Below are 21,094 nucleotides of genomic sequence, written 5' to 3' on the forward strand. Positions count from 1 at the left end.
CAGTGACAGGGTCACGCGTGGTCAGCATGGGCCACTACCAATCCCCGAACGTCGTGACGAACGACGATCTGGCACAGCGGATCGAGACCAGCGACGAATGGATCCGCAGCCGCGTGGGCATCGAGACGCGGCATGTGGCCGGGCCCGACGAGACCGTCGACTTCATGGCCGCGCAGGCGGGCAAGCACGCGCTGGACCGCGGCGGGCTGTCTCCCGACGGCATCGACCTGGTCCTCGTGGCGACCTGCACCGCGATCGACCGCTCTCCCAACACCGCGGCCCGTGTCGCCGCCCAGCTGGGCATCCTCGGCGCGGCCACGCTGGACATCAACGTCGCCTGCTCGGGCTTCTCCCATGCGCTGGCCACCGCCGACCACACCATCCGGGCCGGCTCCGCGACCCGCGCCCTGGTGATCGGCTCCGAGAAGCTGAGCGATTTCACCGACTGGGACGACCGCACCACCTGTGTGCTGGTCGGCGACGGCGCGGGCGCGGCCGTGGTCGAGGCGGCCCCCGAGCCGGAGATCAGCCCCGTCGTGTGGGGCGCCGTACCCGAGCTGAGCAACGTGGTGCGCATCGAGGGCGTGAACGGCACGTTCGAGCAGGAGGGGCAGTCGGTCTACCGCTGGGCCACCACCCAGCTCCCGGCCATCGCCCGCAGCGTCTGCGACAAGGCCGGGGTGGCGCCGGAGGACCTCGGCGCGGTGGTCCTCCACCAGGCCAACCTCCGGATCATCGAGTCGTTCGTGAAGCGGCTCGGAGCCGGGAACGCGTTCATCGCCCGCGATGTGGTCGAGTCCGGCAACACCTCGGCGGCCAGCATCCCGCTGGCGCTGTCCAAGGCCCTGGAGCGGGGCGACATCCCCTCCGGCGCGCCGGCCCTGCTGTTCGGGTTCGGGGGTGGTCTGGCCTACGCGGGCCAGGTCATCCGCTGCCCCTGAGAGACGGGACCGACGTGACGCGAGACCCGGTCGCCACCGCACGCCGGACGTGGTGGGCGGTGCTCCGCCGGCCGGAGTCCGCCCCCGCGGCGCCGCGCAGACGGCTGGTGGTGCTGCCGCACTCGGCGGCCGGCCCCACCGCGCTGGCGGACGTCCTGGGGCCGGTGCCCGCCGACGTCGAGATCCTGGGGCTCGCCCTGCCCGGCCGCGAGCGGCGCTTCAACGAGCCGCCCGGCTGCACGCTGGACGACGTACTGGACAGCGCCCGCGAGGAACTCCTGGACCCGGACGTGGAGACCGTGCTGCTCGGGCACAGCCTCGGCGCACTGCTCGCCTTCCACGTCGCCGGGGTCCTCGGCGACTCCTGCAAGGCCCTGGTGATCGGCGGGCAGGTCCCCGGGGGCTGCCGGATGGTCCTCGACGCCCGGACGCCCCAGGAGATGTACGAGGTGCTGCTCGCCGGCGGCGGCACGACGGCGGAGGTGCTGGAGAACCCCTACCTGCTGAAGGCGGTGACCCGGATCCTCGCCGCGGACGTGGCCCTCGGCAAGGAGACATCGGACCGCGGCGCACGGTGCGTGGACGCCCCCCTGTTCGTGCTGGCGGCGCACGACGACCCGCTGGCCCCCAGCGACCAGATGCCCCAGTGGGCGTCCTGGACGCGTGGGTCGTGCGAGCTGGTCGCGCTGGAGGGACAGCACTTCGCACTGCTGGCGCCGGAGAACCGGCCGCTCGTGGCGGACGTACTGGAGCGGGCCCTGCGCCGCGCGGGTGCGGGCGCGCGCTGAGGTCGGGGCGCGGAACGCCGGAAGGGGCGGCCGAAGGACGTGAGGTCCTCCGGCCGCCCGCTTCCATGCCCACGCCTCTTGAAGTTCCGTCAGGAGGCGTGGATGAAAGCAGATCTGCGACTCGGCGAAGTGTTTCCTCCTATGTGTCATGCACGCAGTCCGGCCGCGGCCAGGAGCTTGCTCGCGTGGCGGGCGATGGCTTCGGTGGGCGGGATGATGTTCACGCGGGAGACTGCGTAGTCGAAGCGGGCCTGGTCGACCCTGGGGTCGCGTGCTTCGACGAGGGTGACGGAGCTGGTGACGACGCGGATGTCTTCGGCTTCGGCCGCGGCCAGCCACTCGGTGATCTCGGGCGTGCGTCGCATCAGTTTGGACAGGCCCTCGCAGTCCAGGACGAGCGTGCCGCTCACGCGGCGTCCGCCGAGCCCGCGGCGTCGCCGCGGAGAATGGCGCGTTTGGCGTCGACCGCCGCCTGATCGACCGGGCCGTGTTCGGTTTCCGCGTCTTCGATGAGCTCGCGCAGCCGGTCCCGTTCCAGTTGGCGCTGGATGAGGGTGATTCTCCGAGCGGGTGTGTCGGAGGGGCATCCATCGCTGCGCGGGTGTCGCGAACTTCCAGGTCGAGCGCCCATCGGCGAGGATCCGTCAGGGACTCTGCAGGGACTTTCACGCCTGTCTCAGGGAGATTCCAGGACTTTCCGCCGCGTAAGCAGGGAAGGCCCTGACAGCGCTGAAAGACGTAAACGCGCTGGTCAGGGCCTACAACCTCAGCACTCGATGATGTTCACCGCGAGCCCGCCCCGGGCGGTCTCCTTGTACTTGACGCTCATGTCCGCGCCGGTCTCCTTCATGGTCTTGATGACCTTGTCGAGGGAGACCTTGTGGCTGCCGTCGCCGCGCAGCGCCATCTTCGCCGCGGTGACGGCCTTGACCGCCGCCATGCCGTTGCGCTCGATGCACGGGATCTGGACGAGGCCGCCCACGGGGTCGCAGGTCAGGCCGAGGTTGTGCTCCATGCCGATCTCGGCGGCGTTCTCGACCTGCTCGGGGGTGCCGCCCAGGACCTCGGCGAGGGCGCCCGCGGCCATGGAGCAGGCGGAGCCGACCTCCCCCTGGCAGCCGACCTCGGCGCCGGAGATCGAGGCGTTCTCCTTGAACAGCATGCCGATGGCGCCGGCCGCCAGCAGGAAGCGGACGACGCTGTCGTCCTTCTCCGCCTCGGTGGCGCCGCCGGCCGCGAAGTTCATGTAGTAGTGCAGCACTGCCGGGATGATGCCGGCGGCGCCGTTCGTCGGGGCGGTGACGACGCGGCCGCCCGCGGCGTTCTCCTCGTTGACCGCCATCGCGTAGAGGGTGATCCACTCCATCGCGTGGGTCTGCGGGTCGCCCTCGGCGCGCAGCTGGCGGGCGGTGTTCGCGGCACGGCGGCGGACCTTGAGGCCGCCGGGCAGGATGCCCTCGCGCGACATGCCGCGGGAGACGCACGCCTGCATGGCGCGCCAGATGCCGAGCAGGCCGGAGCGGATCTCCTCCTCCGTGCGCCAGGCGCGTTCGTTCTCCAGCATCAGCGAGGAGATCGACAGGCCGGTGTCGCGGGCGAGGCGCAGCAGTTCGTCGCCGGTACGGAAGGGGTGCTTGAGGACGGTGTCGTCGAGGACGATCCGGTCCTCGCCGACGGCGTCCTCGTCGACGACGAAGCCGCCGCCGACCGAGTAGTACGTCTTCTCCAGGAGCAGGGCGCCCTCGTGGTCGTACGCGAAGACCGTCATGCCGTTGGCGTGGTACGGCAGCGCTTTGCGGCGGTGGAGGATCAGCTGCTTGTCGGCGTCGAAGGCGATCTCGTGCATGCCGAGGAGGTTGAGCCGGCCGGTGGCGCGGATCGTCTCGACCCGGTCGTCCGCCGTCTCGACGTCGACGGTACGGGGGGACTCGCCCTCCAGGCCGAGCAGGACGGCCTTGGGGGTGCCGTGGCCGTGGCCGGTGGCACCGAGGGAGCCGAAGAGCTCGGCGCGTATCGAGACGGTGTGGGCCAGCAGGCCCTCGTTCTTCAGCCGGCGCGCGAACATACGGGCCGCGCGCATGGGGCCGACCGTATGGGAGCTGGACGGGCCGATGCCGATCGAGAACAGGTCGAAGACCGAGATGGCCACGGGTGACTCCTAAGCAGTGGTAGACGTCGTTGTCTGCCGGGTGGTGCGGTACGGGCGGGGGTGGGCCCGAAGAGCGGGAACAAGGGATGGGGCACCGCGCTCACTGTTCAGTGTGCGGGGTGCCCCTCCCCAACGTGCAAACGCGCCGGTCCGGCTACTTCACACCGGGGTACAGCGGGAACTTCTCGGCGAGCGCGACGACGCGGGCCTTCAGGTCGTCCGCGTCGTACGACGGCTTCAGCGCCGACGCGATGATCTCGGCGACCTCGGTGAAGTCGGCCGCCTGGAAACCGCGGGTGGCGAGCGCCGGCGTGCCGATCCGCAGACCCGAGGTGACCATCGGCGGCCGCGGGTCGTTGGGGATGGCGTTCCGGTTGACCGTGATGCCCAGCTCGTGGAGCCGGTCCTCGGCCTGCTGGCCGTCCAGCTCGGAGTTGCGCAGGTCCACCAGGACCAGGTGCACGTCCGTGCCGCCGGACAGGACGGAGACGCCGACCTCGGTAACGTCCGGCTGCACCAGACGCTCGGCGAGGATGCGGGCACCGTCCAGGGTGCGCTGCTGGCGCTCCTTGAACTCCTCGGTCGCCGCGACCTTGAACGAGACCGCCTTGGCCGCGATCACGTGCTCCAGCGGGCCGCCCTGCTGACCCGGGAAGACCGCCGAGTTGATCTTCTTGGCGAGCTCCTGGGTGGAGAGGATCACGCCGCCGCGCGGACCGCCGAGGGTCTTGTGCGTGGTGGTCGTGACGACGTGGGCGTGCGGCACCGGGTTGGGGTGCAGGCCCGCGGCGACCAGACCGGCGAAGTGTGCCATGTCGACCATCAGGTACGCGCCGACCTCGTCCGCGATGCGGCGGAAGGCGGCGAAGTCCAGCTGACGGGGGTAGGCGGACCAGCCGGCCACGATCAGCTTCGGCTTGGACTCCTTGGCGAGGCGCTCGACCTCGGCCATGTCCACGACGCCCGTGTCGTCGACGTGGTACGGGACCACGTTGTAGAGCTTGCCGGAGAAGTTGATCTTCATGCCGTGGGTCAGGTGACCGCCGTGGGCCAGGTTCAGGCCCATGATCGTGTCGCCCGGCTTCAGCAGCGCGAACATCGCGGCGGCGTTGGCCTGCGCACCGGAGTGCGGCTGCACGTTCGCCGCCTCGGCGCCGAAGAGCGCCTTGATGCGGTCGATCGCGATCTGCTCGACCACGTCGACGTGCTCGCAGCCGCCGTAGTAGCGGCGGCCGGGGTAGCCCTCGGCGTACTTGTTGGTCAGGACGGAGCCCTGGGCCTCCATGACCGCGACCGGAGCGAAGTTCTCCGAGGCGATCATCTCGAGGGTGGACTGCTGGCGGTGGAGCTCGGCGTCGACAGCGGCGGCGACGTCCGGGTCCAGCTCGTGGAGGGAGGAGTTCAGAAGCGACATCAGGTGGTCCCTTGGGGTCTCAGTTGCCGGAGAACGCGGTGTACTCGTCGGCGGAGAGCAGATCGGCGGGCTCATCCGTGACGCGTACCTTGAACAGCCAGCCGCCTTCGAACGGAGCGGAGTTCACCAGCGACGGGTCGTCCACGACGTCCTGGTTCGCGGCCGTGACCTCGCCGGTCACCGGCGAGTACAGGTCGCTGACCGACTTGGTCGACTCGAGCTCGCCGCAGGTCTCGCCCGCGGTCACCGTTTCACCGACCTCGGGGAGCTGGGCGTAGACGACGTCACCGAGCGCGTTGGCCGCGTACTCCGTGATGCCGATCGTGGCCACACCGTCCTCGACGGCCGACAGCCACTCGTGCTCCTTGCTGTACCGCAGCTGCTGGGGGTTGCTCATGACCTGAATTCTCCTGTACGCGGGGGAGTGCTGATGAACGGTGGTCTTACGGTGTGAGACGGGAGTGCGTCACTTCCTGACGCGTGCGGACGCTACTTCCGGCGCTTGTAGAACGGCAGCGCCACGACCTCGTACGGCTCGTGGCTGCCCCGGATGTCCACGCCGACGCCCTCGGTGCCGGGCGCGGCGTGCGCGGCGTCGACGTAGGCCATGGCGATCGGCTTGCCGAGCGTGGGCGAGGGCGCGCCCGAGGTGACCTCACCGATGACCTCGCCGCCGGCGACGACCGAGAACCCGGCGCGCGGTACCCGGCGGCCCTCGGCCACCAGGCCGACGAGCTTGCGGGGCGGGGCGGTCTCGGCGCGCTCGGCGGCGGCCTCCAGGGCCTTGCGGCCGACGAAGTCGCCGTCCTTCTCGAACTTCACGACCCGGCCGAGGCCGGCGTCGAACGGGGTCAGCGAGGTGGTCAGCTCGTGCCCGTACAGCGGCATGCCCGCCTCCAGGCGCAGCGTGTCGCGGCAGGAGAGCCCGCACGGGATCAGGCCGCGGGAGGCGCCGGCCTCGGTGAGGGCCTTCCACAACTGCTCGGCGTGCCCGGGCGCGACGAACAGCTCGAAGCCGTCCTCGCCGGTGTAGCCGGTACGGGCGATCAGCGCGGGGACCCCGGCGACCGTGCCGGGCAGCCCGGCGTAGTACTTCAGACCGTCCAGGTCGGCGTCGGTGACGGCGGCCAGGATGGCGGGGGATTCGGGGCCCTGGACGGCGAGCAGGGCGTACGCGTCGCGGTCGTCGCGCACCTCGGCGTCGAAGCCCTCGGCGCGGGCGGTCAGCGCGTCCAGCACGATCTGGGCGTTGCCCGCGTTGGCGACGACCATGTACTCGGTCTCGCCCAGCCGGTAGACGATCAGGTCGTCCAGGATGCCGCCGTCCTCGGCGCAGATCATCGTGTAGCGGGCGCGGCCCACGGAGACGGTGCCGATGTTGCCGACGAGCGCGAAGTTCAGCAGCGCCACGGCCTCGGGGCCGGTGACGGTGATCTCGCCCATGTGGGAGAGGTCGAAGAGGCCGGCCTTCGTGCGCACGGCGTTGTGCTCGTCGCGCTCACTGGCGTACCGCAGCGGCATGTCCCAGCCCGCGAAGTCGGTCATGGTCGCACCCAGCGAACGGTGCAGGGCCTGAATAGGGCTTTGGTGCGCAGCACTATCAGGCAGGGTGGCGGCGGGCGACGGGTGGGCGGTGAGGCGGGGGGCGGTGCTCATGGATAAAGGCTCCCAGGGCATGACGACGAGGACGATCCCTCCCCATCTGTCATCGGAACCTGAGAGGTTCGCCGAGAGGCCCCGGAGGGGTTCGGCTTGCACCTTGGGTGGAGCCGCAGGGCGACTCGCTTTTCAGATCTGCCTCATCCACGCGGTACGGGGCCTGAGAGATTCAAGGGAGGATCTTGCTCCTTCGGCGCCCGGCACGCGATGGCCGGGACTCTCCCGCGCGGATTCGAGCGGCCTATATGCAGTTGACGGGGTCATCATCGCACGCATTGCGGGAGAGTGGGGGGCCGGTACCGATGCCGGTCTTCCGGGGGATCCGGCGGGTCGGACGGTTGTGCCGCATTACCTTTTCTTTACACTTCTTGGGCAGGTGTAGGTCAGCCGACAGGGGGAGGGTGATGACGTTGCAGCGGTACGCGACGACCGCGGGGGTCGCGCACGGCGCACTGCCCGCGCAGCCGGGTGCGCCGGCCAGGGAGAGGGTGGGCCCGCACGCGCCTGTCGTACGGGACCTGCGGCAGCGGGGCGGGCACAGCCCGCACGGCCTGCACTTCTCGGCGGGCGACGTGGTGGTGGTGTCCGGACTGCCCGGCAGCGGCAAGTCGACCCTCATCGCACGGGCCGTCGCCGCGCACGCCATCGACTCCCAGGACACCAGGGACCGCTGGGCGGCCCGGCTGCCCCGCTTACTCCCGTACGTCCTCTACCGCCCGCTCGTCCGCGTCGCCCACTACTGGGGGCTGTGGCGGGTGCTGCGCTCCGGCGTCTCCGTCGTCGTCCACGACTGCGGCACCCAGGCCTGGGTGCGCGGCCGGCTCGCCCGGTACGCCCGGCGGCGCGGCCGCGTCCTGCACCTCGTCCTGCTCGACGTCACCCCGCAGACGGCCCGGGAGGGACAGCGTGAGCGCGGCCGCGGGGTCTCCGGGTACGCGTTCGCCCGCCACCGCAGGGCCGTGGGGCGGCTGCTGCGGGACACCGAGTCGGGTCTGCTGCCGCTCGGATGCGCCTCGGCGGTGCTGCTCGACCGGGAGGCGGCGGGCCTGCTGACGCGGATCACATTCGCAGACGCACAGGGTGAGGGCTGAGACAGACCTGTCCGAGGGCTGGACAGGCTGTGTGTGCCCGACGGGTAACCGGGGAGCGGCGTTAACCTCTTGCTGCACGACATGGGGCGAGAGAGGGAGACAGTGGACATTCCGGCACCGGCCCGGACCCATCCGCAGGGCGGATGGCCGGCCAACGAGCTCGAAGAAGTGCTGAGCGCCTCGCTCGGCAGCCCGGAGGCGGGCGGCCGGCTGGTGGAGGTGCTCGGCCGCAGCCACCTCTGGGTGCCCCTGCCCAACGGCGGCTCGCCGGATGCCACCGACCTCGATCTGCCGACGCTGGACATCGAGGGCGCGCCGTACGTCCCCGTGTTCAGCTCCGAACAGCAGTTCCTCGCCTGCGTCGGCGCCCATATGTCCTTCACCGTGGCCCCCGCCCGCGAGTTCGCCCGGGGCCTGCCCCCGCAGCTCGGCATCGCCGTGAACCCGGGCGGCGCGGTCGGCGTCCCGCTGCCGCCGCCCGCCGTCGCCGAGCTCTGCCGGACCGGACGCACCCCGCTCGACGGACCGTCCAGCGGCGGCCGGGTCCGGCTGTACGAGCCGGACTGGCAGGAGGAGCCCGTCGACTTCCTCTCCGCCGCGGCCGGGGAGTTCGAGGCCAGCGGCGTCGTGCTCAGCGCCCGCCGCGCCCTGGCCAGCATCGAGGGCGGCGACCCCGTCCTCTTCGTCGGCATCGAGTTCTCCACCTGGGAGGGCGCCGGACGCAACGCGCCCATGGACGCCCTGGGCCGGGCCCTGGGGCGCGTCGAGGTGCCCTGGCCGGTCAACCTGGTGCTGCTCGACGTGGCCCAGGACCCGGTCGCCGACTGGATGCGGGCCCGGGTGCGGCCCTTCTACCAGCGCCCCGCCGAGTAGCGGCACGGCAAGGGGGCCGGGGCCGCGGGCCGACGGCCGCGGCCCGCGGAGTCAAGTCGGTGTCAGGGCCGCCGCATAAGCTGGTTTGATGGCTGGTGCCTCGGCACCGCGCCGCCCCCGAGAGCCCGGGAGCGGCAGGCCGAGACGTTGGATCGAAGAGGGGCGGGACCCAGGGTGAGTGCGGCAGGCAGCGCGGCGGCCGGGCAGGTCGAGCACATGCTGCGCCAAGTGACGCCCGGGCGCTACGACGCGTACGAGGCACTCCTCCAGGCCCTGGCGGCCGACCGGATCTGGATGCTGCTCTGGCACGGCCGGGCCGGCTCGCCCGACGCCCAGTACGGCAACATGGAGATCGACGGCCTCGGCTACGCCCCCTGCGTCACCTCCGCCCAGGAGCTCTCCGCCAGCGGCTGGAGCCGGGACCACGAGGTCGTGGGCGGCCGCGACATCGCCCGCGCCCTGTTCCCCGACCGCTGGGGCATCTGGCTGAACCCGCACGCGCGGGGCGGCGGCGTGGGCATCCCCTGGCTGGACCTGCGCAGGATCGCCACCGGCCTCGACCGGATGCCCGCCGGACCGCTGCGGATCAGTGAACCCGCCATCGAGATCCCGCAGTTCTACGCCCAGCTCACGCAGAACGCCCACCACACCCCCGCGATCCGCTCGCTGCGCCGCGCCTGGGTGCAGCCCGCGCTCGGCGTCCCGTACCTCGCCGTCGGTCTCGATCTGTACGACACGAGCGCGCCGTCCGTGGACGCCGTGCGGGCGATGATGCAGCAGTCCATCGGCACCGTCCCGGAGGGGCTCCCGGTCTCCACGGTCGCGATGGCCGACGAGTACGACCCGGTCGCGATGTGGCTGCGTGCCAACGCCCGTCCGTTCTACGACCGCGAGCCGCACGCCCCGGCCGGCCGGGGCGCCGTCGTCGCTCCCGGTTACGGCTACCCGCAGACCCCCGGTCCCGCCCCGCGCGCCTACTAGCCCCGCGCGGTCCCCTGCCCAGGATCGGACAAACGGCTATCCGGCGGACAACGCGCCCGCTGCGGTCACCCAAATAGCCACTCAATAGCGCCCGTTGGGCGGCATGTCCGTTCTGGTGGATTAGCGGCCGAGTAGTCCGCTCAATCGATCAAACTGTCCGGATAACGGAAGCTCACTGACCGCATCACGTTTGAGCAAACATTCCCCGTCAGGTCTGGCGGGTGATCGCAACGGCGTTGAAGACTCCCGGCTAGTGGGGATCGTCCGCCCTTTGTACGAGGTTGCACCGGCGGTCACTCCACAGACGCATTCATCGCACCGAACACATCAGCCGGGTCAAGCACCCCCGGCTGACACGCGCCAGGCCGTCACCGCGGCGAGTAGGGGCCGGCCACCGCCGGCGGGAGGGGTCAGAGGCACTGTGACCGCACCGATCGAGACCACCGGATCGGCTGCCCAGGCGCAGCCGGAGGCAGTACTCACGGGAGTCAAACAGAGCCAGATCGAAGGCCGTTCGCTCGGACGGATCGCCTGGACGCGCTTCAAGCGCGACAAGGTGGCAGTGGCCGGCGGCATCGTTGTCATCCTGCTGATCCTGCTCGCCGTGCTCTCCAAGCCGATCCAGGCCGTCTTCGGGCTGGACCCCAACGAGTTCCACCAGGACCTCATCGACCCCGCGCTGCTCGCCCCCAAGGGCGACTGGGGCGGCATCAGCTGGAGCCATCCGCTCGGCGTCGAGCCGCAGTACGGCCGCGACATCATGACCCGGATCATCGAGGGCTCGTGGGTGTCCCTGGTCGTCGCGGTCGGAGCCACCCTGCTCTCCGTGGTGATCGGCGTCTTCTTCGGTGTGGTGTCGGGCTTCTACGGCGGCTGGGCGGACACCGTCATCAGCCGCATGATGGACACCTTCCTCGCCTTCCCCCTGCTGCTCTTCGCGATCTCCATCTCGGCGGCGCTGCAGGACGGCGCGTTCGGCCTGGAGGGCCTGCCGCTGAGGATCGCCGTACTGATCTTCGTGATCGGCTTCTTCAGCTGGCCGTACATGGGCCGTATCGTCCGCGCCCAGACCATGAGCCTGCGCAATCGCGAATTCGTGGAAGCCGCACGGTCGTTGGGTGCCCGCGGCCCCTTCATCCTCTTCCGGGAGCTGCTGCCGAACCTGGTGGCGCCCGTTCTCGTGTACTCCACGCTGCTCATCCCCTCGAACATCCTCTTCGAGGCGGGTCTCAGCTATCTCGGAGTCGGAATCGCGCCGCCGCAGTCGTCCTGGGGCGGGATGCTCACCAACGCGATCGACTTCTACGAGAACGACCCGATGTACATGATCGTGCCGGGCGTGGCCATCTTCGTCACGGTGCTGGCGTTCAACCTGCTGGGAGACGGGCTGCGTGATGCGCTCGACCCCCGTAGTAAGTAGCAGTGCCCGGGCGCTCGTCACGACGACGTGCGACATGCCACGGCAACCATCGATTGAGGGGGATTTCCTCAGGTGAAGACCAGAAAAACGACAGCGTTGGTCGCCACGGCTGTGGTCCTGATGCTCGGAGCGTCCGCGTGCAACGGCTCCGACGACGACAGCAGCGGCAGCAAGGGCAGCGGCGGTGGCGCCGGCGCCACCGACGCCGCGCTGACCTCGATCGTCAACAAGACGGACAAGAAGGGCGGGACGCTCAAGCTGGAGATGTCCGACGAGCCCGACTCGCTGGACCCCGGCAACACGTACTACGGCTGGGTGCAGAACTTCGCCCGCCTGTACAGCCGCAGCCTGACGTCCTTCAAGCCGGCCGCCGGCAAGGACGGCCTGGAGGTCGTCCCGGACCTCGCCGAGGGCCTCGGCAAGTCGAGCCCCGACGCGAAGACCTGGACGTACACGCTGAAGAAGGGTCTCAAGTACGACGACGGGACCCCGATCACCTCGAAGGACGTCAAGTACGCCGTCGAGCGCTCCAACTTCGCGCCGGAGGCCCTGTCCAACGGCCCGACGTACTTCAAGGCCCACCTCCTCGGCGGCGACAAGTACAAGGGTCCGTACAAGGACAAGAACCCGAACGGCATCGCCTCCATCGAGACGCCGGACGACCTCACGATCGTCTTCAAGCTGAAGGACGCCTTCGCGGACTTCGACTACCTGGCGACGTTCTCGCAGACGGCCCCCGTGCCGGCCGCGAAGGACAAGGGTGCCGACTATGTGAAGCACATCGTGTCCTCGGGCCCGTACAAGTTCGAGTCGTACGACGAGGGCCGCGGCGCGACCCTCGTCCGCAACACGAACTGGGACCCGAAGACCGACCCGATCCGCCCGGCCCTGCCGGACAAGGTGACGGTCCGCTTCAAGGTCAAGCAGGAGACGGTCGACAACAACCTGCTCTCCGACAACATCACCGTCGACGGTGCCGGCACCGGTGTCGCCCCGGCGACCCAGCCGAAGGTCCTCACCAAGGCCGCACTGAAGAAGCAGACCGACAACTCGTACGCGGGTGCCACCTCGTACATCGGTCTGAACGTCAACGTCGCGCCGTTCGACAACGTCCACTGCCGCAAGGCCGTGCAGTGGGGCATCGACAAGGCGTCGGTCCAGGCCGCGCAGGGTGGCGACCCCAAGGGTGACGTCGCGACGACCCTGCTGCCGCCGACGGTCAACGGCTATGAGAAGTTCGACATGTACGAGTCCGCCGGCCACAAGGGCGACGAGGCGAAGGCCAAGGACGAGCTGAAGCAGTGTGGCAAGCCGAAGGGCTTCGACACCAAGATCTCGGCCCGTTCCGACCGTCCCGCCGAGATGGCCATGGTCACCGCGGTGCAGGCCTCGCTGAAGAAGATCGGCGTCAACGCCGAGATCAAGACCTTCCCGGCGGGCAAGTACTTCCAGAACTTCGCGGGCAACCCGAGCTACGTGCACGCCAACAAGCTCGGCATGATCATGAGCGCCTGGGGTGCGGACTGGCCGACCGGCTTCGGCTTCCTGGACCAGATCATCAACGGCTCGGCCATCAAGCCGTCCGGTGGTAACAACGTCCAGGAACTGAACGACCCGAAGATCAACAAGCTGCTCAACGAGGGCATCGCCAACACGGACGACACCGCCCGTGCGAAGGCCTGGGCCAACGTCGACAGGGCTGTCGCCGAAGGCGCCACCGCCGTGCCGCTGATCTACCGCAAGAACCTGCTGCTCCGCCCGGAGTCCGCGACGAACGTCACGGTCACCCAGGCCTACCTCGGCATGTACGACTACGTGCTGATGGGTTCCGCCAAGTAGGAACGGCCCCGCTCCCCGGGGCGCGCACGCGCCCCGGGGAGCGGCCTCCGGACCCCCAGAATTGTCCCGAAAGGCAGGTGAAGGCACGGTGTCCGAGCGCTTGGGTAACCCCCGGCGAGCTGATACCGGCGCCGGATAGCTGTGGCTGCGTACATCATCCGACGCGTCTTCGGCGCGGTACTGCTGCTGTTGATCGTCAGCGCAGTCACCTTCGCGATCTTCTTCCTCGTCCCCCGGCTGGCCGGGCAGACGATGGACCAATTGGCGGCCCAGTACGTGGGCAAGGACGCCAATCCCCAGTCCGTCCTCGCGGTCAAGCAGAACCTCGGCCTCGACCAGCCGCTGTACATCCAGTACTGGCACTTCCTCAAGCAGCTGTTCGTCGGCGCCGACTTCCAGTTCGGCCCCGAGGCCACACACTGCGGTGTGCCGTGCTTCGGCTACTCCTTCAAGCGCCACGTCGAGGTCTGGCCCGAGCTGACCGCGCGTATCCCGGTCACGTTCTCGCTGGCCATCGGTGCCGCCGTGATCTGGCTGATCAGCGGTGTGGCGATCGGTGTCGTCTCCGCGCTGAAGCGGGGCTCGATCCTCGACCGCTTCTTCATGGGTGTCGCGCTCGCCGGGGTCTCCCTGCCGATCTTCTTCACCGGCATGCTCGCGCTGGGCGCGCTGACGGTGCAGTGGCCCATCTGGGAAGGCATCAACTACGTCGCGTTCACGGACAATCCGCTGGACTGGGCGTGGAACATGCTGATCCCGTGGTGCTCGCTCGCCTTCCTCTACTCGGCGCTCTACGCCCGCATCACCAGAGCCGGGATGCTGGAGACGATGGGCGAGGACTACATCCGTACGGCCCGCGCCAAGGGCCTCAAGGAGAGCGTCGTCATCGGCAAGCACGGTCTGCGGGCCGCGCTCACCCCGATCGTCACCATCTTCGGCATGGACTTCGGGCTGCTGGTCGGAGGCGCCGTGATCACCGAGACCGTGTTCTCGTTCCCCGGACTCGGCCAGTACGCCATCAAGAGCGTGCAGGAGAACGACCTTCCGATCGTCATGGGCGTGACCCTCGTCGCCGCCTTCTTCATCGTCATCTGCAATCTGCTGGTGGATCTGGTGTACGCCGCCATCGACCCCAGGGTGAGGCTCTCGTGACTGAGGTTTCCAAGACCGAGGCGCCGGGCGAGCCGGTGGCCGGCCGGCGTTCCGACGAGGCCTTCCTCTCCGTACGGGATCTGCGCATCCACTTCCAGACCGACGACGGGCTGGTCAAGTCGGTCGACGGCGTCAGCTTCGACGTGAAGCCCGGGCAGACCCTCGGCATCGTCGGCGAGTCCGGCTCCGGGAAGTCCGTCACCTCGCTCGGCGTGCTCGGCCTGCACCGCACGGCCCCCAACGCCCGCATCTCCGGCGAGGTCTGGCTGGACGGCGAGGAGCTGATCGGCGCGTCCGACGCCCGGGTGCGCGAGCTGCGCGGCCGCAAGATGGCGATGATCTTCCAGGATCCGCTCTCCGCGATGCACCCGTACTTCTCGGTCGGTGCGCAGATCATCGAGGCCTACCGGGTCCACAACAAGGTCAGCAAGAAGATCGCCCGCACCCGTGCCATCGAGATGCTCGACCGGGTCGGCATCCCCGAGCCGCACAAGCGCGTCGACGCCCACCCGCACGAGTTCTCCGGCGGTATGCGCCAGCGCGCCATGATCGCGATGGCCCTGGTCAACAACCCGGAACTGCTCATCGCCGACGAGCCGACCACCGCCCTGGACGTCACCGTCCAGGCGCAGATCCTGGACCTGATCCGGGACCTGCAGAAGGAGTTCGGTTCCGCCGTCATCATGATCACCCACGACCTCGGGGTCGTGGCGGAGATGGCCGACGAGCTCCTGGTGATGTACGGCGGCCGGTGCATCGAGCGCGGTCCGGCGGAGAAGGTCTTCTACGAGGCCCAGCACCCGTACACCTGGGGCCTGCTGACCTCGATGCCGCGCATCGACCGTGAGCAGACCGAGCGGCTGATCCCCGTCAAGGGCCAGCCGCCGTCGCTGATCAACGTCCCCTCCGGCTGCGCCTTCAACCCGCGCTGCCCGTACGCGGACATCCCCAAGGACAACCTCACCCGCACGACGCGCCCCGAGCTGGAGCTGGTCGGCGACGGTCACTTCTCCGCCTGCCACATGGCACCGGAGGAGCGGACCCGGATCTGGACCGAAGAGATTGCGCCGAAGCTGTGAGCGAGGCGCGTGAGGTGAGCGACGTGAGCGAGAAGAAGGATCCGCCGGTGCTGGAGAAGGACGTGAAGATTCCGGAGCAGGCCACCGCCTCGCGCGAGCCGCTGCTCAGGGTCGAGGGCCTGGTCAAGCACTTCCCGATCCGCAAGGGCCTGCTGGGACGGCAGACCGCCGCGGTCAAGGCCGTCGACGGCATCGACTTCGAGGTGTACCCGGGGGAGACCCTGGGCGTCGTCGGCGAGTCCGGCTGCGGCAAGTCGACGATGGGCCGGCTCATCACCCGGCTGATCGAGCCGACGGGCGGCAAGGTCGAGTTCGAGGGCCGGGACATCACGCACCTGTCCATGGGCAAGATGCGGCCGATGCGCCGCGACGTCCAGATGATCTTCCAGGACCCGTACTCCTCGCTGAACCCGCGGCACACGATCGGCACGATCGTCAGCGCGCCGTTCAGGCTCCAGGGCGTCGAGCCCGAGGGCGGTCTCAAGAACCACGTCCAGGAGCTGCTGTCGCTGGTCGGGCTCAGCCCCGAGCACTACAACCGCTACCCGCACGAGTTCTCCGGCGGACAGCGTCAGCGCATCGGCATCGCCCGCGCGCTCGCCCTGCGCCCGAAGCTGGTCGTCGCCGACGAACCGGTCTCGGCGCTGGACGTGTCGATCCAGGCGCAGGTGGTCAACCTGCTGGACGACCTCCAGGACGAGCTCGGGCTCACGTACGTGATCATCGCGCACGACCTCTCGGTCATCCGCCATGTCTCGGACCGCATCGCGGTGATGTACCTGGGCAAGATCGTCGAGCTGGCGGACCGCAAGTCGCTGTACTCGGCGCCCATGCACCCGTACACCAAGGCCCTGATGTCCGCGGTGCCGGTGCCGGACCCGCGGCGGCGCGGCCAGAAGAGCGACCGCATCCTGCTCAAGGGCGATGTGCCCTCGCCGATCTCGCCGCCCAGCGGCTGCCGGTTCCACACCCGGTGCTGGAAGGCGACGGAGATCTGCAAGACGCAGGAGCCGCCGCTGATCGCGCTGAAGACCGGCCACCAGGTCGCCTGCCACCACCCGGAGAACGCTCCGGACCAGGTGCCGGGGGAGCCGGTGCTGGCCGCGGCCCGGGAAGCGGTCGAGCTGGTCACCGTCGCGAAGGCGGAGCCGGCCCCTGCCGACGAGCCGGAGGCGGAGACGGCTGCGCGGCCCGACGCAGGGACGTCCGCGACACCGGCGGAAGCCTCCGAGGCCTCGGAGGACAGCCCCAAGGAGTAGGACCGGCACAATTGCCCGGTGCTCAACGAACTGTTCACGCCCTCCGTCCAGCATGCGCTCGACATCGTCGGGATCTTCGTCTTCGCGATCTCCGGCGCTCTGCTCGCCGTACGCAAGAACTTCGATGTCTTCGGCATCGCGGTGCTCGCCGAGGTGACCGCGCTGGGCGGGGGGCTGTTCCGTGACGTGATCATCGGCGCGGTGCCGCCCGCCGCCTTCACGGATCTCGGCTACTTCACCACCCCGCTGCTCGCCGCCGGGCTCGTCTTCTTCCTGCACCCGCACGTGGAACGCATCCAGGTCGGCGTCAACGTCTTCGACGCGGCCGGCCTCGGGCTCTTCTGCGTCACGGGGACGGTGAAGGCGTACGACTACGGGCTGGGCCTGACCGCTTCGGCGGCGCTCGGCCTGACCACCGCGGTCGGCGGCGGTGTGCTGCGCGACGTGCTGGCCAACGAGGTGCCGTCGCTGCTGCGCTGGGACCGCGATCTGTACGCGGTGCCCGCGATCGTCGGCGCCACCATGATCGCGATCTGCATCCGCTTCGAGGTGCTCAACGCCTTCACCAGCGGGGCGGCCGTGATCACGGCGTTCGTGCTGCGGCTGCTGGCGCTGCGCTTCCACTGGCGGGCCCCGCGCGCCTACAACCGGCGCTCGGCGACGGCGGAGGAGGGGTAGTCCGGGGCCAGGGCCTCGCGGGAGCCTCATCTCACACACCCAAAAAGCTACCGCTCAGTAATACAATCGGTGTACCGTGCATGCCATGGCACAGGCAGCAGAGCAGGCGGCACCGACCGCGCAGGCGATCATCGGGGACAGCGAGTTCGACCGGGACACCGCCGTCACCCTCCGCGAGGAAGGCGTCTACGACGCCGAGCTCTCCGCGGGCTGGACGATCATCCACGCGGTCAACGGCGGCTATCTGCTGGCGATGCTCGGCCGCGCACTCGGCGAGGCGCTGCCGCACCCCGACCCCTTCTCGGTCTCGGCGCACTACCTCACCGCGTCCGTGCCCGGTCCCGCGGTGATCCGCACCCAGACCGTCCGCACCGGACGCACCCTCTCCACCGGCCAGGCCTCCCTCTTCCAGTACGCCGAGGACGGCACCGAGATCGAGCGCATCCGGGTCATCGCCACCTACGGAGACCTCGACGCCCTGACCGACGACATCCGCACGTCGGCCAAGCCGCCCGCCATCCCGCCCCGGGAGCACTGCCTGGGCCCGAGCGACGGCCCGGCCCCGATCCCCGGCAGCTCCGCGATCACCGGACGGCTGGACATCAAGCTCGACCCGGCGACGATCGGCTGGGCCATCGGGCAGCCGTCCGGCAGGGGCGAGATGCGCGGCTGGTTCGGACTCGCGGACGGCCGCGACGCCGACCCGCTCTCCCTGCTCCTCACCGTCGACGCGCTGCCGCCGACCTCCTTCGAGCTCGGGCTCAAGGGCTGGACCCCGACCATCGAGCTCACCACCCACATCCGCTGCCGCCCCGCGCCGGGCCCGCTCCGCGTCTCCATCACCACCCGCAACCTGGCGGGCGGTTTCCTGGAGGAGGACGCGGACGTCTGGGACAGCGCGGACCGGCTGGTCGCCCAGTCCCGCCAGCTCGCCCGCGCACCGCGCAGCTGACGTCCCGCCCCGGTCCGGCCGCCGGGATGCCGTGCCGGGGGATGCTGGACGGGTGAAATCCGACCGGCTGCTCTCGATCCTGCTGCTGCTCCAGACCCGCCGCCTGGTGCCCGCCACCGAACTGGCCGAGCGCCTCGACGTCTCCGTACGCACCATCTACCGGGACGTCGAGGCGCTCTCCGCGTCCGGTGTGCCCGTCTACGCCGCACGCGGCCGCCACGGCGGCATCGCCCTGCTGCCGGGGTTCCGCACCGATGTCACCGGCCTGACCGCCGACGAGTCGCGCGCCCTGTTCGTCCTGGCCGCCGACGGCGCCCACGCCGCGCTCGGGCTCGACGAGGCGATCGGCTCCGCGCTGCGCAAGGTGATGGCGGCGCTGCCCGCCCCGCACCGGCCCGCGGCCGAGCTGACCAGCCGCCGGATCCTCGTGGACCCGGTGCGCTGGATGAGCGGACCGCGTACCGCCGTCGACATCGCCGACCTGCACGAAGCCGTGTTCACCGACCGGCGGCTGCGGCTGCGCTACCGGCACAGCGGCACGGGGGCGGCCCGCACCTACACCGTCGATCCCTACGGCCTCGTGGTGAAGGCGGGCGTCTGGTACCTGGTCGCCGACCGCGACGGGGAGCCGCGCCTCTTCCGCGCCGACCGGGTGCGGGGGGCCACCCTCGCCGAGGACCCGGTCGTGCGCCGGCCCGGCGTGGAACTGGCGCAGGTCTGGGAGGAGTTGCGCCGTCAGGTCGAGGAACGGCAGGGGGAGGTGGCCCTGCGGGTACGGGTGCACCGCTCCCGGCTGGACCTGTTCCTTCGGCTGAACGCGGGCGCGCTCACGGGCAGGCCGAGACCCGAGGAGCCGGAGAGCGAGTGGCTGCGGGCCGAACTCGCCGTGGAATCGGTGGAGTGGGCGCGCTCACTGCTCTCCTTCGGCCCGAACGTCGAGGTGCTGGCGCCGCCGGAGGCCCGCACGGTCCTCGCCGCGCACGCGGCCGCGGTCATGGCTCTGTACGCGGGCGGGGAGCCGGGGGTGTCCGGAGGAATCCGGTGAGCGCGGCGGTCAGCTCTGCCGGGGCGTCCTCCTGCACGAGGTGCCCGGACCCCTCGATGATCCGCAGTTCGCTGCCGGGGACGAGCGCGGCCAGTTCATGGCCGCGGGCGACCGGGATCCAGGTGTCGTCGGCGCCCCAGCAGATGAGCACCGGCACGTAGATCTCCCCGTACCGGTGCTGGATCTCGTCGGTGAACCGCTGGTCGTTCTGGCTGATCTGCCGGTAGAAGGCGGGCCGGCCCGACTCCGTGCACCACGGTGCGACGAGCCGGTCCAGCACGGCCGGGGACAGCCCGGGGCCGCTGGCGGAGCTCACGTATTCCCGCACCAGTGCCCGGTGCAGCGCGGGCGGCAACTGCGCGAAGACCCCGGCGTGTTCGCCGAGCAGTCGGTAGGCGGGCGAGCCCCAGGGGGCGAGCGCCACCGGGTCGACCAGGGCGAGGCGGCGGTAGCGGGCGCCGTGCAGCAGATGGGCGCGCAGGGCGACGCAGCCGCCGAAGTCATGGGCCACCACGACCGGTTCGGTCAGCTGCCAGTGGCCGAGGAGTTCGGCGAGGACCCGGGCCTGGGAGGCGAGAGTGACGTCCTGGCCCTCGAACTGCGCGGACTCGCCGTATCCGGGCAGGTCCCAGACGTACACCCGGTGGTCCTGGGCCAGTGCCCGGGCCACGCCGCGCCAGACGTACGAGGAGAAGGGCGTGCCGTGCACCAGGACGACCGGTGGCGCCTCGGCCCGGCCCAGGACGTCCCAGCGGACCTCCCCGGCGGAGGTGGGGAACGTACGGTCCAGGGTCCACGTGTCATCGCTCATGACGCGCAGCCTAGGAGTACCGCCCCGTCCGCCCGGCCTTCTCAGGGCGCGGCGTCCTGCGCGGGTCCGTCCAGCCAGTGCAGGCGGCCGAGGGTGACCAGCCGCAGCCTGCGCCGGGCGACGCGGGCCACCTGGGCGTCGCCGTCCGGGCCGGCGTCCAGCATGGCCGACGCGGTGATCACCATGTGGTCGACGTAGAGGCCGCCCAGCATCAGCAGATCCTCCTCGCTCCAGCCCCGTGACTCGGGCTCTTCGGCGAGCGCCGCCGCCACGTCCTCGGCGAACCGCTGGAGCTGGGCGGCGATGGCCTCGCGGACCGGGCCGACACCGCCGTGCTGCTCGCGCGCGATGAAGCGGAAGTGCGCGGGCTGTTCCCGGACATGGCGCGCTATCAGCCCGACGCTGCGGTCCAGCCGGACCTCGCTGTCGCCGGTCTCGGCGAGGATCGCACCGATCATCCCGTGCAGGCTCTCCAGCGTCTGCTCGACCAAGGCCACGCCGAGCGCGGCGATGTCGTCGAAGTGCCGGTAGAAGGCCGTGGGCGTGACCCCCACGGCACGCGTCACCTCGCGCAGGCCGAGGCTGCTCAGGCTCTGGTGTTCCAGCAGCCCGAGGGCGGCGTCGAGCAGGGCCTGGCGCGTCTTCAGCTTCTGGCTCTGACGGATGCCGACGGTGTGACTCATGCCATTCAGTAAACAACTGTTCTCCGGGGCGGGGAAGGGGGACGCAAGGCTAGACTGACAAGTCAGTGAACAGTCGTACTCTCAATCGTGGAAAGGCTGACCATGATCGTCCTCGTCGCCGCCCTGCTCCTGCTGGGGATCGTGCTGGGAGCGGTGGTCCAGATTCCGCTTCCTCTGTCCCTCACCCTCGGCGCCCTGATCGGCTGCTGGCTCCTGGTCTTCGCCGTGCGCGAGCGGACGGGCGCACGCCGCCGCTCCCAGTGACGGCCCGGCCGTCCAC

At 70.3% G+C, this 21,094-nt stretch carries 20 protein-coding genes, 1 pseudogene and 1 riboswitch; of the genes and pseudogenes, 14 read left to right on the top strand and 7 right to left on the bottom strand.

Annotation, left to right across the window (positions count from 1 at the left end; genetic code table 11):
• Window positions 1-2 precede the first annotated feature (2 nt).
• Entirely contained in the window at window positions 3-941 is a 939-nt protein-coding gene (locus ACGFZA_RS05290; RefSeq protein ID WP_393677239.1) for a beta-ketoacyl-ACP synthase III, read from the top strand.
• 14 nt (window positions 942-955) lie between these two features.
• Window positions 956-1,729: a thioesterase II family protein gene (locus tag ACGFZA_RS05295; RefSeq protein ID WP_393677241.1), complete on the top strand. Its 774-nt coding sequence runs from the start codon at window positions 956-958 to the stop codon at window positions 1,727-1,729.
• 155 nt (window positions 1,730-1,884) lie between these two features.
• Here the strand turns inward: ACGFZA_RS05295 and ACGFZA_RS05300 are convergent.
• From ACGFZA_RS05300 to gcvT, 5 genes and pseudogenes are all read right to left on the bottom strand, one after another.
• Window positions 1,885-2,139, bottom strand: a pseudogene (locus ACGFZA_RS05300) (type II toxin-antitoxin system VapC family toxin); the annotation flags it as partial.
• A gap of 356 nt (window positions 2,140-2,495) precedes the next feature.
• Window positions 2,496-3,878: an L-serine ammonia-lyase gene (locus ACGFZA_RS05305; RefSeq protein ID WP_385286576.1), complete on the bottom strand. Its 1,383-nt coding sequence runs from the start codon at window positions 3,876-3,878 to the stop codon at window positions 2,496-2,498.
• Window positions 3,879-4,032: 154 nt separating this feature from the next.
• Window positions 4,033-5,292 (bottom strand): serine hydroxymethyltransferase, encoded by a 1,260-nt coding sequence (gene glyA, locus ACGFZA_RS05310; RefSeq protein WP_385286574.1) that lies wholly within the window; start codon window positions 5,290-5,292, stop codon window positions 4,033-4,035.
• A gap of 19 nt (window positions 5,293-5,311) precedes the next feature.
• Window positions 5,312-5,689, bottom strand: a complete 378-nt coding sequence (gene gcvH, locus ACGFZA_RS05315) for a glycine cleavage system protein GcvH (RefSeq protein ID WP_393677244.1) — start codon at window positions 5,687-5,689, stop codon at window positions 5,312-5,314.
• Between the two features lie 92 nt (window positions 5,690-5,781).
• Window positions 5,782-6,948, bottom strand: a complete 1,167-nt coding sequence (gene gcvT, locus ACGFZA_RS05320) for a glycine cleavage system aminomethyltransferase GcvT (RefSeq protein ID WP_393677247.1) — start codon at window positions 6,946-6,948, stop codon at window positions 5,782-5,784.
• A gap of 142 nt (window positions 6,949-7,090) precedes the next feature.
• Window positions 7,091-7,186, bottom strand: a riboswitch (glycine riboswitch).
• A gap of 169 nt (window positions 7,187-7,355) precedes the next feature.
• Here gcvT and ACGFZA_RS05325 point away from each other — a divergent pair.
• The 11 genes from ACGFZA_RS05325 (at window position 7,356) to ACGFZA_RS05375 (ending at window position 19,320) form a co-directional block, all read left to right on the top strand.
• Window positions 7,356-8,042, top strand: a complete 687-nt coding sequence (locus ACGFZA_RS05325; RefSeq protein ID WP_385286570.1) for an AAA family ATPase — start codon at window positions 7,356-7,358, stop codon at window positions 8,040-8,042.
• A 102-nt stretch (window positions 8,043-8,144) separates the two neighbouring features.
• Complete coding sequence (locus tag ACGFZA_RS05330) at window positions 8,145-8,915, top strand: enhanced serine sensitivity protein SseB (protein WP_393677250.1); 771 nt, start codon at window positions 8,145-8,147, stop codon at window positions 8,913-8,915.
• A gap of 174 nt (window positions 8,916-9,089) precedes the next feature.
• A complete protein-coding gene (locus tag ACGFZA_RS05335) occupies window positions 9,090-9,896 on the top strand; it encodes an enhanced serine sensitivity protein SseB C-terminal domain-containing protein (protein ID WP_385286567.1) in 807 nt (268 codons plus the stop codon).
• A gap of 421 nt (window positions 9,897-10,317) precedes the next feature.
• Window positions 10,318-11,316, top strand: coding sequence for an ABC transporter permease (locus ACGFZA_RS05340; RefSeq protein ID WP_385286565.1), 999 nt, complete (start codon window positions 10,318-10,320; stop codon window positions 11,314-11,316).
• Between the two features lie 72 nt (window positions 11,317-11,388).
• Entirely contained in the window at window positions 11,389-13,155 is a 1,767-nt protein-coding gene (locus ACGFZA_RS05345; RefSeq protein ID WP_385286564.1) for an ABC transporter substrate-binding protein, read from the top strand.
• A 141-nt stretch (window positions 13,156-13,296) separates the two neighbouring features.
• Window positions 13,297-14,307: an ABC transporter permease gene (locus ACGFZA_RS05350; RefSeq protein ID WP_385286563.1), complete on the top strand. Its 1,011-nt coding sequence runs from the start codon at window positions 13,297-13,299 to the stop codon at window positions 14,305-14,307.
• Window positions 14,304-15,386 carry an ABC transporter ATP-binding protein gene (locus tag ACGFZA_RS05355; protein ID WP_385286561.1) on the top strand — a complete coding sequence of 361 codons (1,083 nt, stop codon included), beginning with the start codon at window positions 14,304-14,306 and terminating at the stop codon, window positions 15,384-15,386. The genes ACGFZA_RS05350 and ACGFZA_RS05355 overlap by 4 nt, the downstream gene beginning before the upstream one ends.
• 47 nt (window positions 15,387-15,433) lie before the next feature.
• Window positions 15,434-16,645 (top strand): dipeptide ABC transporter ATP-binding protein, encoded by a 1,212-nt coding sequence (locus tag ACGFZA_RS05360; protein ID WP_393677647.1) that lies wholly within the window; start codon window positions 15,434-15,436, stop codon window positions 16,643-16,645.
• 18 nt (window positions 16,646-16,663) lie between these two features.
• The gene (locus ACGFZA_RS05365; RefSeq protein WP_385286560.1) at window positions 16,664-17,323 is read left to right on the top strand and encodes a trimeric intracellular cation channel family protein; all 660 of its coding nucleotides are present in this window, start codon (window positions 16,664-16,666) and stop codon (window positions 17,321-17,323) included.
• 85 nt (window positions 17,324-17,408) lie between these two features.
• On the top strand, window positions 17,409-18,275 hold the full coding sequence (locus ACGFZA_RS05370) for a thioesterase family protein (RefSeq protein WP_385286558.1): 867 nt from the start codon (window positions 17,409-17,411) through the stop codon (window positions 18,273-18,275).
• Window positions 18,276-18,327: 52 nt separating this feature from the next.
• Entirely contained in the window at window positions 18,328-19,320 is a 993-nt protein-coding gene (locus ACGFZA_RS05375; RefSeq protein ID WP_385286556.1) for a helix-turn-helix transcriptional regulator, read from the top strand.
• Here ACGFZA_RS05375 and ACGFZA_RS05380 read toward each other — a convergent pair.
• Together ACGFZA_RS05380 and ACGFZA_RS05385 are read right to left on the bottom strand one after the other, a co-directional pair.
• Window positions 19,268-20,131 (bottom strand): alpha/beta fold hydrolase, encoded by an 864-nt coding sequence (locus tag ACGFZA_RS05380; protein ID WP_393677256.1) that lies wholly within the window; start codon window positions 20,129-20,131, stop codon window positions 19,268-19,270. The two genes, ACGFZA_RS05375 and ACGFZA_RS05380, sit on opposite strands and share 53 nt — an antisense overlap.
• A 41-nt stretch (window positions 20,132-20,172) precedes the next feature.
• Window positions 20,173-20,814 (bottom strand): TetR family transcriptional regulator, encoded by a 642-nt coding sequence (locus ACGFZA_RS05385; RefSeq protein ID WP_385286554.1) that lies wholly within the window; start codon window positions 20,812-20,814, stop codon window positions 20,173-20,175.
• 87 nt (window positions 20,815-20,901) lie between these two features.
• On the opposite strand from ACGFZA_RS05385, the gene ACGFZA_RS05390 reads away from it, so the two are divergent.
• The gene (locus ACGFZA_RS05390; protein ID WP_385286608.1) at window positions 20,902-21,078 is read left to right on the top strand and encodes a hypothetical protein; all 177 of its coding nucleotides are present in this window, start codon (window positions 20,902-20,904) and stop codon (window positions 21,076-21,078) included.
• Window positions 21,079-21,094: the final 16 nt, after the last annotated feature.

Origin of the sequence: Streptomyces sp. NPDC048211, assembly GCF_043202315.1 — a bacterium.
GTDB lineage: Bacteria > Actinomycetota > Actinomycetes > Streptomycetales > Streptomycetaceae > Streptomyces.